The organism is Salipiger bermudensis, assembly GCF_020171625.1.
GTDB lineage: Bacteria > Pseudomonadota > Alphaproteobacteria > Rhodobacterales > Rhodobacteraceae > Salipiger > Salipiger bermudensis_B.
Map to the genome: position 1 here is coordinate 699,936 of NZ_JAIUZY010000001.1, position 12,661 is coordinate 712,596.

The following is a 12,661-nucleotide window of genomic DNA, read 5'->3' on the forward strand; positions in this document are numbered from 1 at the left end:
GCGGCAGAGGGGCGGAGCCTCGGGCGGTTCGGCGTCGAAGACGACGGCTGAATTAAGCGAAACTACCTAATTACGCCAAATGGTTATACAACACTCCTTACGTTCCGCCTGAGGTACATCCGCAGTCCGACCTGCTCAGAGATTGGGCCCGGTGACCAGTTTCGAGCCGTCCGAGAACCGCGACAGCCGGAAGCGGCCGAGGTCATGGCCGGGGTCGGTGCCCTGCACAAGCGCCACCGCGATGCGTCCGAAGGCCGGGCCGATGCCGAAGCCGTGGCCGCACATGCCGGTCACCACGGTCAGGCCCGGCAGCGCCGCGCAGCGGTCGACCACCGGCACCACGTCGGGCAACACGTCGATCATGCCGGCCCACGCCGCCTGTAGGGGCGCCTCGCCCATCTGCGGGAAATGCTGGCCGAAGCGGGCGCGGCACTCGGCCACCTTGGCGGCGTTCGGTTCAGGCGAGAGGATGCGCATCCGCTCGAACGGGGTCTCCTCGTCGTCGGACCAGCGCCGCGGCGTGCCCCACGCGTCCGGATAGCCCGCCGGCGCGAGGGTCCTGAGCCGGACGTCGAACTCGCCGGAGACCGCCAGAGGCAGGTAGGTCGGGAGCGCGCGAAACGCGTCGGGTCCGATGAAGAGCTCGGAAAATCCCGCCGGCGCAAGGGTATAGCCGCCATCTGCGCGCGGCCGGAAGGCCAGGTTGTCGTCGACGGCGGCGCTGTTCACGCCCTGCGGCAGGCGCTCGGTGGCCATCGCGGTCGAGCGCACCGAAAGCTGCGGGATCTTCACCCCGTGGCGACGCAGGAAGAGCGAGGACCATGCGCCGCCCGCCAGCACCACACGGTCGCAGCGGATGCGGCCGGTTTCGGTGACGACGCCAGCCACCTCGCCGCCCTGCAGGTCGAGGCCGCGCACTGCGCAGCGCTCGCGGATCACCGCGCCGCTCGCCACGGCGAGCCGCGCCAGCTCCGGCACCGCGACCCACGGCTCGCCCTTCATGTCGGTCGGCGTGTGAAGCGCTCCCACCCACGGGCTGTCCTCGGCGCCCAAGAGCGCCTTGGTGGCCGCCGCGTCGAGCAGTTCCGAGGACACGCCAAGCGGTCTGGCCTCGTCGAGCCAACCGGCGAATCCCTTCATGTCTTTCTCGGAGCGCGCAAGGTAGCTGACACCGACCGTCCGCACCCCCAGCTTGCCGCCGCATTCCTGATCCAGCCCCCGCCAGAGACGTTGTGCCTCGAGGGCGATCGGAATCTCGGCCAGATCGCGGCCCTGCACCCGGATCCAGCCCCAGTTGCGCGAGCTCTGTTCGGCCGCAACGCGGCCCTTTTCGAGCAGTACGACCGACAGCCCGGCACGGGCCGCATACAATGCTGTCGACACGCCGATGACCCCGCCGCCGATCACCACCAGATCGCAGGCGTCGGGCAGCGGGCCGTCATGCTCGACCGGGCCCTCATCGCGGAACGGAAACACCGCGCTCATGCCAGCCGCTCCAGCAGACGCTCCATGAAGGCCTGCCCCGCGTCGAGCTGGGCGATCTCGATATACTCGTCGGGCTTGTGGGCGATGGCGATGTCCGAGGGGCCGCAGACCACGGCATCATAGCCCGCCGCCTGAAAGTGGCTGGCCTCGGTGCCGTAGCTGACCTGCATGACACCGTTGTCGCCGGTCACCTGCCGCACCAGTTCCTCGGCGCTGTTGCTCTCGACGGGCACCAGCGGCGGCAGTTCGAAGAGCGTTTCGACCTCGATCCGCGCCTCGGGGCAGACGGCCTGCATCTGCGCCTCGATCTCGGCCACCTTATCCATCATCCGCCGCTCCCAGTGCTTGGGGTCTTCGCCCGGCACCACACGGAAGCCGAAGCCGAACGCGCAATCCTTGGCGGTGATGTTGTGCGCCGTGCCGCCCTGGATCTGGCCGACATGCAGGTTGGTGTAGGGCGGCTCGAACAGGGCCGCGATCTTGCCGGGGGTGGCAGCGGCGTTCTCGGCGTTCACCTCGTTGGCCCAGGCGATCAGCTTGGCGCCATACATGATTGCCGACACGCCTGTATGCAAAATCGAGCTGTGCACCTCGACGCCATGCACGTGCACCCAGTAGGTCATCCCGCCCTTGTGGCCGGTGACCGCCTTCATCCCCGTCGGCTCACCGACGATCACCGAGGCGGCCTTGGGCAGCGCCGCACGCATCGCCTCGGCCACATCCTTGCCGCCCATGCAGCCGATCTCCTCGTCATAGCTCAGGGCGATCTGCAGCGGCGTCGTGACCCCGCGATGCTTTGCCTCGACCATGGCCCAGATCGCCAGCGCGTCGAAGCCCTTCATGTCGGTCGAGCCGCGCCCGTAAAGCTTGCCCTCGCGCTCGGTGAGCACCCACGGGTCCGAGGTCCACGCCTGCCCGTCCACCGGCACCACGTCGGTATGGCCCGAGAGGATCACGCCGCCCTCCACCTCGGGGCCCACATGGGCGAAAAGCGCCGCCTTGAGGTCCGGCTCGGCAGGTTTGGCGTGGCGGTGGCTGTCGATGCCGTGACTGGCAAGGTAGTCCGCCACCCAGTCGATCAGCGGCAGATTGGTGTCGCGGCTGACGGTGGGAAAGCTCACCAGCGTCTCGAGGATCTCGCGGGGCGAAAGACGGGTCGGCATCGGGACTCCTTCGTTTGTCTGCAAATGGCCTACGCTGACCGGGAGGCCCGGGCAAGTGGGACGCGGGCGAGGCCAGACCCGCCGCGGGCGCCCTGCCCGCTTTCACGGCGCTCGAGGCGGCGCGAGGCCGAACATCCCGGGAGAAACGCCCGGGGCCGGACGCATCCGCCCGTAACGGACGGGTGCGGCCAGCCCACACCACCGCGTGCCGAGGTCAGTGCCGGTACTGCGGCTCTTCGGCGTCGAGCTGACGGCGGATCGAAGCGAGGTGGAGGCGCGCGGAGTCCTCGTCGCCCTCGCGCATCTGCTCGTAGGCGGCCTGCGCCACGTCATGCGGCACCGGCAGCACCTTGCGGCCCGTGGACATCGCCAGCGTCTGCACCTCGGCGGCGCGTTCGAGGTAATAGAGATCGTCCCACGCCTCGGCGATGCTCGGGGCGAGAACCATGACGCCGTGATGCTTCATGAAGACGATATCGGCATCGCCCACGGCAGCCGCGATGCGCGCGCCTTCGGCACTGTCGAGCGCGAGGCCGTTGTAATTCTCGTCCACCGCGGTCCGACCATAGAACTTGAGCGCGGTCTGCCCGGCCCAGATCAGCGGGTCGCCCTCGGTCATCGACAGCGCCGTGGCGTAGGGCATGTGGGTGTGGAAAGCGACCTTGGCGCGCGGCAGGCGGCGGTGCATCTCGGCATGGATGTAGAAGGCGGTGGCCTCGGGCTCGCCCGCGCCCTCGACCACGTTGCCCTCGAAATCGCAGATCAGCAGCGACGAGGCGGTGATCTCGCGGAAGGCAAAGCCGTAGGGGTTCACGAGGAACAGGTCGTCATGCCCCGGCACCACGGCGGAGAAGTGGTTGCAGATGCCTTCCTCGAAACCGTAGCGCGCCGCCATGCGGAAACAGGCGGCAAGATCCTCGCGCGCCGTGCGGATCGCGTCGGTGGCGAGGTCGGGCCGGTTGCTGAGCGCGGGGGCGGCGCGGGGCGCGGTGCCGAGGCTGTGGGCCATGGATCGTCCTGTCAGTTCAGTGTGCCGTCGCGCCGGACCACGGGCCCCGCTGCCGCGAGGCCGCGCCGGCGCGACCGGGTCAGTAGCCGCTGTCGGAGGTGAGCACGAGGTGCCCGGGCGACACCTCGCGATAGGTGTTGGGCTCGGGCTCGTAGCCGACCGGGTGGATGGGCGACGGGATCGGCTTGAAATTGAGGTCCTTCTCGGACTTGCGCCGGTGCGGATCGGCCACCGGGACCGCCTTCATCAGGGCCTGCGTGTAGGGGTGCTGCGGGTTCTCGAACACCGCCGCGCGCGGCCCGATCTCGACGATGCGGCCAAGATACATGACCCCGACATTGTGACTCACGCGCTCGACCACCGCCATGTCGTGGCTGATGAAGAGATAGGACAGGCCCAGCTCGGCCTGCAGCTCCATCATCAGGTTGACCACCTGCGCCTGCACCGAGACGTCGAGCGCCGAGACCGCCTCGTCGGCGACGATGAGCTTGGGGTTGAGCGCCAAGGCGCGGGCGATGGCGATGCGCTGCCGCTGGCCCCCCGAAAGCTCGTGCGGGTAGCGGCGCATGAAGCTGCGCGGCAGCTCGACGCGATCGAACAGCATCTCGACGCGATCCATGATCTCGGCGCCGGCGTGGCTACCAAAGTTGCGCATCGGCTCGGCGACCTGCTCGGCCAGCTGCATCTGCGGGTTCAGAGAGGCGAAGGGATCCTGAAAGATCATCTGCATCTGGCGGCGCTCGTCGCGCAGCTTGTTGGGGCCGAGCCCCATCACATCGACCCCGTCGAGCGAGATCCGACCGCGCAGCGGCTCGACCAGTCGCAGGATCGAGCGCCCCGCCGTCGACTTGCCGCAGCCCGATTCGCCCACGAGGCTGAGCGTCTGCCCCTTGTTCAGGGTGAAGCTAAGGTCCTCGACTGCATGTACATTTGCCACAGTCCGGCGGAAAAACCCGCCCTTCACCGCGAACCGCGTCGTGAGGTTTTCAACCTTGAGAAGAGGCTGATCGGTGCCGGCGATGGGTTTGATCTCGTCCTGTTCGTGGCCGAGCAGTTTCATCGGCTCGGGCAGCGGCTTGCCCGTCATCTCGCCCAGCTTCGGCACGGCGGCGAGCAGCGCCTTGGTATAGGGGTGCTGCGGGGTCTCGAAGATCTCTTCGACGGTGCCTTCCTCGACCTTCCTGCCGCGGAACATCACCACCACGCGGTCAGCCATCTGCGCGACTACCGCCATGTCGTGGGTGATGAACATCACCGCGGTGCCGGTTTCGCGCTTTAGCCGGTCCATAAGGGCAAGAATCTCGGCCTGGATGGTCACGTCGAGCGCGGTGGTGGGCTCGTCCGCGATCAGCAGGCGCGGCTTGCAGGCCAGCGCCATGGCGATCACCACGCGCTGACGCATCCCCCCCGAAAGCTCGTGCGGATACTGCTTGAGCCGGCGTTCCGGCTCGGGGATGCGCACCTGCTGCATCAGCTCGAGCGCCCGCGCCTGCGCCTGTTCCTTGTTCATGTCGCGGTGAACGCGCAGCCCTTCGGTGAGCTGGCGCTCGATGGTGAAGACCGGGTTCAGCGCGGTCATCGGCTCCTGGAAGATCATGCCGATCTCGTTGCCGCGGATGTCGCGCATCAGATCCTGATCGGCCGCGGCCAAATCGAGCTCGCCCCCGTCCTTGCGATCAAAAATTAGGCGACCGTTGGCAATTTCGCCGCCACCAAACTCGATCAGACGCATCAAAGAGAGCGACGAAACCGATTTTCCCGAGCCCGACTCGCCGACGATGCAGACGGTTTCGCCCGGTCCGATGTCGAAACTCACGTCCTCGACGCCCGCAACAGTGCCGTCTTTTGTCTCAAATTCGACCCGAAGTTTCTCGATCCGGGCGATGGCGTTGTCGAGCATCCAAATTCTCCTGAGATGGCGGATGCCAAAGCTAAGGGCAGGTTTTGGACGGTGTCAAACCCTGCGCACAGGTTCCGCCAAGGCAGTGCTTGCATTTTTGCGTCGTTCTGTTTTCGATACCGGGCATGATCGGGATGGACGCGACCTCCAGCGACCGGCGACGGACGTTGGTGTCGAAACGGACTCCGCTTTCAGAAAAAACCAAAAAGCCGGCCAAAGCGCCGGCGTCCAACGAGGAGAAGACAATGACGCTCAAGACCCTATTGCTAGGGGCTGTCGCCACCGGTGCGCTTGCCCCCGCAGCCTTCGCCGAGCGCGGCGAGGACGGTCACGTCAACATCATCTATTGGCAGGCGCCGTCGATCATGACGCCCTACCTGTCGAGCGGCACCAAGGACATCGAAGCCTCGTCGCTCGTGCTCGAGCCGCTGGGCCGCTACACCGAAACCGGCGAGCTGGTGCCCTACCTTGCCGAAGAGATCCCCACCGTCGAGAACGGCGGCGTTTCCGAGGATCTCAAGTCGATCACCTGGAAGCTGAAGGAAGGCCTGGTGTGGTCCGACGGCACCCCGGTGACCTCGGCCGACGTGAAGTTCACCGCCGATTACTGCATGGATCCCGAAGGCGGCTGCGCGCAGCTTGCCAAGTTCGACCATATCTCCTCGATCGACACCCCCGACGATCTGACCGTCGTGGTGAACTTCGACGAGCCGATGCCGAACCCCTACGGCCCCTTCATGGGTGGCCAGTCCCCGATCCTGCAGAAGGCGCAGTTCGAGAACTGCACCGGCGCTGCCGCGTCGACCTGCACCGAGGCCAACTTCAACCCGATCGGCACCGGCCCCTTCGTGGTCGACGAGTTCAAGCCGAACGACGTGATCTCGCTCTCGGCCAACCCCAACTACCGTGACCCGGCAAAGCCCGCCTTCGCGACCGCGACGCTGAAAGGCGGCGGCGACGCAGAGGCGGCCGCACGCGCCGTCCTGCAGACCGGCGAGTACGACTACGCCTGGAACCTGCAGCTTGCCCCCGACGTCCTCGCCTCGATGGCCGAAGGCGGTCAGGGCACCCCGGTCTCGGCCTTCGGCACCCTTGTCGAGCGCCTCGAGATGAACATGACCGATCCGTCGCCGGACCTGCCGGAAGGCGAGCGCTCGACCGTCGCGCATCCGCACCCGATCCTGTCCGACTTCAACGTGCGCAAGGCGCTGTCGATGGCCATCGACCGTAACCTGCTGACCGAGATCGGCTATGGTCAGGCCGGCCGCGCGACCTGCAACCTCGTGCCCGCGCCCGAGCTTTACGCCTCGGACAACACCGAGTGCCTGACGCAGGACCTCGAAGGCGCCAAGGCGCTGCTCGAGGAAGCCGGCTGGACCGACAGCGATGGTGACGGCATCCGCGAGAAGGACGGCATGAAGCTGTCGCTGCTCTACCAGTCGTCGACCAACGCCGTGCGTCAGGACTTCCAGGCCCTGATCAAGGACTGGTGGAACCAGATCGGCGTCGAGACCGAGCTGCGCAACGTCGACTCGTCGGTGTTCTTCGGCGGTGACCCGGGCTCGCCCGACACCTTCCAGAAGTTCTATGCGGACGTCGAGATGTACGCCAACAACTTCGACGGCACCGACCCGCAGTCCTACCTACAGATGTACCGCTGCGGCAACGAGCCGAAGCCGTCCTCGCAGTGGCAGGGCGAGAACATCAACCGCTTCTGCAACGAAGAGTACGACGCCCTCCTCGACGAGCTGGCCAAGACCGGCGAGCTGAGCAAGCGCGGCGAGATCGCCAAGAAGCTCAACGACATCATCACCAAGGAAACGATGACCATCGTTCCCCTGGTCGATCGTGGTCGTGTGTCGGCGCACTCCAACACGCTTGGCGGCGTGGTGCTGAACACCTGGGACAGCGAGCTTTGGAACGCGGCCGACTGGTACCGCATCGACGGCTGATCGTGTGATCCGCACGCCCCCGCCCCGCGCGGGGGCGTGCCCTTTCTGGAAGGTCTGCTCGTGACCTCACCTCTCGGGAGCCCCGATCTCGGCCTGCGCGGCCGGTTCCCCTTCCCGGCCGCTGTCGCTACATGGTGCCAGCCGTCGCCGCTGCACGGGCCCAACAACAAAGACACGGAATTCATGACGCATACAGTTCGCATCCATGACCGGTGCCGGACGCTGCCGCTGCTATCGCAGCGCCGCCGCGCCAGCGCCCCCGCCTGCGAGGTCCGCCCATGCTGACCTATGCGATCCGCCGCCTCGTCCTTTCGGTTCCCACGCTGCTGTTCATCAGCTTCGTGATCTTCATGCTGCTGCAGCTCGCGCCGGGGGACCCCATGGCGCAGGTGCCGCTGACGGTGCCGCCCGAGGTCAAGCAGAAGATGCGCGAGGCGCTCGGCGTCGGAGAGCCCGCGCTGGTGCAATACTGGAAATGGCTGGTGCAGGTGTTCTGGACCGAGCCCAAGGTCTTCATCGACTGGCTGACCCGCGACAGCTTCCTGCTGGGCTGGCTGCCCGACACCAACCTCTACCAGGGGGAACTGCGGGTGATCTCGTGGCAGACCCGCTCGCCGGTGATGGACATCGTGCTGCAGCGCATCCCGCAGACGCTGTGGGTGGTGGGCCTGTCCTACGTGGTGGGCGTGCTGATCGCGCTGCCGATCGGGATCTACTCGGCCTACCGGCAGTATTCGACCTTCGATCAGGCCGGGACCTTCGTGACCATGGTCGGCTTCTCGATCCCGCCCTTCTTCACCGGCCCGCTGCTGATCGTGATCTTCTCGGTCTATCTCGGCTGGTTCCCGTCGATCTACGACACCACCCACGTCGTGAACGACTGGGAGAGCTTCAAGTACCAGCTCAGCCAGATGATCATGCCGGTGATGGTGCTGGCGCTGCAGACCACGGCCCAGCTCAGCCGCTACATGCGCGCCTCGATGCTCGACAACCTCAACCAGGACTACGTGCGCACCGCGCGCGCGAAGGGCCTGAGCGAAGCGGTCGTCGTAATGGTGCACGTGCTGCGCAACTCGATGATCCCGGTGATCACGGTGATTGCGCTCGGCGTCCCGGCGATCTTCGGCGGCGCCATCATCACCGAGAACGTGTTCAAGGTGAACGGCATCGGCCAGCTGCTGATCACGGCGCTCTTCGCCAACGACCTTCCCATGGTCATGACGCTGACCTTCATCTTCGCGTTCCTGATCGTGATGTTTAACCTGATCGCCGACATCCTCTACGGCCTTCTCGACCCGAGGATCCGCTATGACTGACAGCCCGCAAGACGACCTGATCCTCGCCGAAGGCGCACGGGTGGCGCCCATCGAGGCGCTGAAGGACAAGGGCCCGATGGCCCCGCCGCGCTCCAAGTGGCGCGACGTGTGGGAGCAATTCCGCAAGCACAAGGGCGCGATGATGGGGGCGTTCTTCCTCTTCTTCATCACCTTCGGCGTGCTCATCGGCCCCTACCTCTGGACCCTCGATCCTCAGGCGCTCGACATCCGCAACAAGGACATGCGCCCGATCTATACCGCGCTGTGGAACAGCGAGGCCAAGGTCGGCTGGAACCACCCGCTGGGGTCCGACCAGCTTGGCCGCGACAACCTCTCGCAGCTGATCGCCGGCGGCCGCGCCTCAATGGCGGTGGGCTGGGCGGCGATGCTGCTGTCGCTGCTAATCGGCACCGGCGTGGGCGTGATGGCGGGGTATTTCAAGAAGCTCGACGGCCCGCTGATGCGCCTGACCGACCTGTTCCTGTCGCTGCCGATCCTGCCGCTGCTGCTGGTCGCGGTGACGCTGTTCCGGCAGCCACTGCGCGCCAATTTCGGCCCCGAGGGCGGCATGTTCATCCTGATCGTGACGGTGGTCGGCATCACCTCGTGGATGCCCACGGCGCGCATCGTGCGCGGCGACGTGCTCGCCATCAAGGAGCGCGAGTTCGTGCTCGCGGCGCGCTCGATCGGCACCCAGCCGTTCAAGATCATCAAGCGGCACCTGCTGCCGAACGTGCTGTCCCCGATCATGGTCTCGGCCACTCTGGGCCTTGCCACCGCGATCATCACGGAATCGGCGCTGAGCTTCCTCGGCGTGGGCTTCCCATCGGACTTCCCGACCTGGGGCAAGATGCTGGCCGATGCGGTGGCGCGGATGGAGGATTTCCCCGAGCGCGTTCTGCTGCCCGGCGTGGCGATCTCGCTGACGGTGCTGGGGGTGAACTATCTCGGCGACGGCCTGCGCGACGCGCTCGACCCGCGCATCCGCGGTCGCTGAGCCAGCACATCACAAACGCGCAAAGGGGCGGGAGATCATCTCCCGCCCCTTTTGCATGCGCTCTGCCCCTTCGGAACCGGGGTCGCCTGGGCGGGTCTCGCTCTGGAGCGGGCGAAGCTGAACCGACACCCGAGGCCGACAGCCCGGCGATAAGCTCGCGGTGAGAGGATCGCCGTCCCGCCCCACGCGGACGCATGAACCTGACCGGTCTCTCTGAACTTCTAGGAACTTCGGCAGATCGAGGGAGGCGATGCGCCCCGCCACGATCGTGGCGGCATCGCTTAAAGCTCGTCGCGTGGCTCGAGTTGTCCCGCAGACAGTACCGGCCCGGTCGCCACGCCGGTCGGAGACCCTCCGAGCGGCTCTTCCGAAATCGCGACGGTGGCGCCCGGAAGCTGGGCGGCGATCTCGTCGGAGAGCCAGATCTCGGTCAGCTGCTCGCGATCCACCAGACCGATCGAGACCGGCGCGCTCTCTGGATCGGCGATCAGCCAGATCTCGAAGGACCGGTCGTCGGGGTACTCGCCCGCATCGCGGCGCACCATGAAGGTCTGGCTCTCGGGGGCGTAATGCGCCAGCATCACCAGACCGCGCTCCGGCGTCTCGAGATCGGCCCAGAGATCGGGCGCGTCGCTCGATTGCAGCAGCCCGCCGAACATCGCCATCCAGGCGATTGCCGCGGCGGCCACCGCGCCGAGGAAATAGGGCAGGATCTGCTGCCAGAGCGGCGCACGCGGCTTGCCGAAGAGCTGCGCCTCGGTGCGGCTCAGCACCTGCGGCGGCGGCGCGACCTCCTCGATATCGTCGGTGAAGGCGGCGAAATACGCCTCCCACGCCTCGACGTCCTGCTGCAGCGCCGGATCCTGATTAAGCTGCGTCTCGAAGGCGCGCAGCTCGTCCTTCGGCAGCAGCCCAAGGACATACTCCGCCGCCGCGGCTTCCCAGCCGCCCGGTAGATCCGTATCCTCAGGCCCGCTCATCGGCTCAGGCACTCCCTCAGTTGCATCAGGCTGCGGCGCAGCCAGGTTCGTACGGTGTTGAGCTTGACGCCGGTGGCATCGGAGAGCTCGTTATAGGTTACGCCCTCGAGATAGGCGCGTCGCACCATCTCAGCACGCTCGGGCGGCAGCTCGGCCATGCAGCCGAACAGGGCCTCGGCCTCGGCCCGCGACTGCAATTGCTGCGCCGGCCCGGGACCCGGATCGGCGATCATCTCGGCCGTATCGATCGGATCCTGCTTGCGCCGCTCGCCGGCATCGCGCTTGCGGCGGCGATCGATCGCAGCATTGCGCGCCAGCGTGATCAGCCAGGTCATCGGGGAGAACCCGTTGACCCGGTACTGGCCAGCCCGCGCCCAGATCTTGCAATACACGTCCTGCAGCGCTTCCTCGGCAAGCGCCCTGTCATTCAAGACACGCAGGCAGACGCCAAAGAGTTTCGCCGCTGTCCGGTCATAAAGCGATCGGAACGCCGCGCGGTCGCCCATGGCGATCCGGGCGATCAGGTCTTCAATCTCGGCTTGCGGGGTGGTCACGTGCTGCGGCGCCTGGCTTGGGTCGTTTCGTTGCCGGCAGCGTAACGAGATGGCGCGGCGTTGCAATCCCTATCCACGCCGCGCCCCCGCTCTTGCCACTGCCAGAGATATGGGGCACCACGGGGCAAAGCGTTTTACAGATCCGACAGAGGCCCGCCATGAGCAGTGATATCGACGTCAATGCGAAACCGACCGAGGAAATCGAGGTCCGTGAAGTCTTCGGCATCGACACCGACATGGTGGTGCACGGCTTCCCCGAGCGCACCGACCGGGTGCCGGACATCGACAGCACCTACAAGTTCGACCCCGACACCACGATGGCCATCCTTGCGGGTTTCCGCAACAACCGCCGGGTGATGATCCAGGGCTACCACGGCACCGGCAAGTCGACCCATATCGAACAGGTGGCAGCGCGGCTCAACTGGCCCTGCGTGCGGGTCAACCTCGACAGCCACATCTCCCGGATCGACCTGATCGGCAAGGATGCGATCAAGCTGGTGGACGGCAAGCAGGTCACCCAGTTCCAGGAAGGCATCCTGCCCTGGGCGCTGCGCAACCCCACCGCCATCGTGTTCGACGAGTACGATGCAGGCCGCGCCGACGTGATGTTCGTAATCCAGCGCGTGCTTGAGACCGACGGCAAGCTGACCCTGCTCGACCAGAATCAGGTCATCACGCCGCACAAGCATTTCCGCATCTTCGCCACGGCCAACACCGTCGGCCTTGGCGACACCACGGGGCTTTATCACGGCACCCAGCAGATCAACCAAGGCCAGATGGACCGCTGGTCGCTGGTGGCGACGCTGAACTATCTCAGCATCGACGCCGAAACCAACATCGTCCTCAGCAAGGCGCCGCATTACAACACCGAGAAAGGCCGCAAGACCGTGCGCCAGATGGTGACTGTGGCCGATTTCACCCGCCGCGCCTTCATGAACGGTGAGCTGTCGACGGTGATGTCGCCGCGCACGGTGATCGCCTGGGCCACCAATGCCGAGATCTTCCGCAACATCGGCTACGCCTTCCGCCTGTCCTTCCTCAACAAGTGCGACGAGCTCGAGCGCCAGACCGTGGCCGAGTTCTACCAGCGCTGCTTCGACGAGGAACTGCCGGAAAGCGCTGCGAACCTCAGCCTCGCCTGATGCGGCTCTCCAGGACCTGAAAGGGCCGCGCCTCTGACAGGAGGCGCGGCCTTTTTGCTGCGCAGGGGGTGGCGCGGTGCAGAGCGCGCGTTCAAGCCAAACGCCTGACGCTTGGATCGGTCCTAGGGTCGGGAATCGGCACGCGCCCATGTCCGATTAATCA

10 protein-coding genes are annotated in these 12,661 nt (G+C 66.3%); 4 read left to right on the forward strand and 6 right to left on the reverse strand.

Translation table 11 applies throughout. The features are described 5' to 3' along the window. Window positions 1-135: 135 nt before the first annotated feature. The 4 genes from LCM15_RS03355 to LCM15_RS03370 all read right to left on the reverse strand — a co-directional run bounded on the left by LCM15_RS03355 (window position 136) and on the right by LCM15_RS03370 (window position 5,557). Window positions 136-1,485 carry an NAD(P)/FAD-dependent oxidoreductase gene (locus LCM15_RS03355; RefSeq protein WP_224852983.1) on the reverse strand — a complete coding sequence of 450 codons (1,350 nt, stop codon included), beginning with the start codon at window positions 1,483-1,485 and terminating at the stop codon, window positions 136-138. Then, complete coding sequence (argE, locus tag LCM15_RS03360; protein WP_224852985.1) at window positions 1,482-2,648, reverse strand: acetylornithine deacetylase; 1,167 nt, start codon at window positions 2,646-2,648, stop codon at window positions 1,482-1,484. The genes LCM15_RS03355 and argE overlap by 4 nt, the downstream gene beginning before the upstream one ends. A 214-nt stretch (window positions 2,649-2,862) precedes the next feature. Then, window positions 2,863-3,657, reverse strand: a complete 795-nt coding sequence (locus LCM15_RS03365; RefSeq protein ID WP_224852987.1) for an aldolase — start codon at window positions 3,655-3,657, stop codon at window positions 2,863-2,865. Window positions 3,658-3,736: 79 nt separating this feature from the next. Next, window positions 3,737-5,557, reverse strand: a complete 1,821-nt coding sequence (locus LCM15_RS03370) for an ABC transporter ATP-binding protein (protein WP_224852989.1) — start codon at window positions 5,555-5,557, stop codon at window positions 3,737-3,739. A gap of 245 nt (window positions 5,558-5,802) precedes the next feature. On the opposite strand from LCM15_RS03370, the gene LCM15_RS03375 reads away from it, so the two are divergent. The 3 genes from LCM15_RS03375 to LCM15_RS03385 all read left to right on the forward strand — a co-directional run bounded on the left by LCM15_RS03375 (window position 5,803) and on the right by LCM15_RS03385 (window position 9,822). After that, the gene (locus LCM15_RS03375) at window positions 5,803-7,509 is read left to right on the forward strand and encodes a peptide ABC transporter substrate-binding protein (protein WP_224852991.1); all 1,707 of its coding nucleotides are present in this window, start codon (window positions 5,803-5,805) and stop codon (window positions 7,507-7,509) included. 278 nt (window positions 7,510-7,787) lie between these two features. Beyond that, window positions 7,788-8,825 carry an ABC transporter permease gene (locus LCM15_RS03380; RefSeq protein ID WP_224852993.1) on the forward strand — a complete coding sequence of 346 codons (1,038 nt, stop codon included), beginning with the start codon at window positions 7,788-7,790 and terminating at the stop codon, window positions 8,823-8,825. Further along, window positions 8,818-9,822, forward strand: a complete 1,005-nt coding sequence (locus LCM15_RS03385) for an ABC transporter permease (RefSeq protein ID WP_224852995.1) — start codon at window positions 8,818-8,820, stop codon at window positions 9,820-9,822. Before LCM15_RS03380 ends, LCM15_RS03385 begins: the two co-directional genes overlap by 8 nt. 281 nt (window positions 9,823-10,103) lie before the next feature. Here the strand turns inward: LCM15_RS03385 and LCM15_RS03390 are convergent, their stop codons facing one another. After that, entirely contained in the window at window positions 10,104-10,802 is a 699-nt protein-coding gene (locus tag LCM15_RS03390) for an anti-sigma factor domain-containing protein (RefSeq protein WP_224852997.1), read from the reverse strand. Next, window positions 10,799-11,356 (reverse strand): sigma-70 family RNA polymerase sigma factor, encoded by a 558-nt coding sequence (locus LCM15_RS03395; RefSeq protein ID WP_224852999.1) that lies wholly within the window; start codon window positions 11,354-11,356, stop codon window positions 10,799-10,801. The genes LCM15_RS03390 and LCM15_RS03395 overlap by 4 nt, the downstream gene beginning before the upstream one ends. Window positions 11,357-11,514: 158 nt before the next feature. Here LCM15_RS03395 and cobS point away from each other — a divergent pair, with 158 nt between their 5' ends. Next, window positions 11,515-12,498 (forward strand): cobaltochelatase subunit CobS, encoded by a 984-nt coding sequence (gene cobS, locus LCM15_RS03400; RefSeq protein ID WP_224853000.1) that lies wholly within the window; start codon window positions 11,515-11,517, stop codon window positions 12,496-12,498. Window positions 12,499-12,661 lie beyond the last annotated feature (163 nt).

Bases quoted from the DNA above. Each gene is read 5' to 3' on its own strand.
- LCM15_RS03355 (WP_224852983.1), bottom strand. From the start codon at position 1,485: ATGAGCGCGGTGTTTCCGTTCCGCGATGAGGGCCCGGTCGAGCATGAC.
- argE (WP_224852985.1), bottom strand. From the start codon at position 2,648: ATGCCGACCCGTCTTTCGCCCCGCGAGATCCTCGAGACGCTGGTGAGC.
- LCM15_RS03365 (WP_224852987.1), bottom strand. From the start codon at position 3,657: ATGGCCCACAGCCTCGGCACCGCGCCCCGCGCCGCCCCCGCGCTCAGC.
- LCM15_RS03370 (WP_224852989.1), bottom strand. From the start codon at position 5,557: ATGCTCGACAACGCCATCGCCCGGATCGAGAAACTTCGGGTCGAATTT.
- LCM15_RS03375 (WP_224852991.1), top strand. From the start codon at position 5,803: ATGACGCTCAAGACCCTATTGCTAGGGGCTGTCGCCACCGGTGCGCTT.
- LCM15_RS03380 (WP_224852993.1), top strand. From the start codon at position 7,788: ATGCTGACCTATGCGATCCGCCGCCTCGTCCTTTCGGTTCCCACGCTG.
- LCM15_RS03385 (WP_224852995.1), top strand. From the start codon at position 8,818: ATGACTGACAGCCCGCAAGACGACCTGATCCTCGCCGAAGGCGCACGG.
- LCM15_RS03390 (WP_224852997.1), bottom strand. From the start codon at position 10,802: ATGAGCGGGCCTGAGGATACGGATCTACCGGGCGGCTGGGAAGCCGCG.
- cobS (WP_224853000.1), top strand. From the start codon at position 11,515: ATGAGCAGTGATATCGACGTCAATGCGAAACCGACCGAGGAAATCGAG.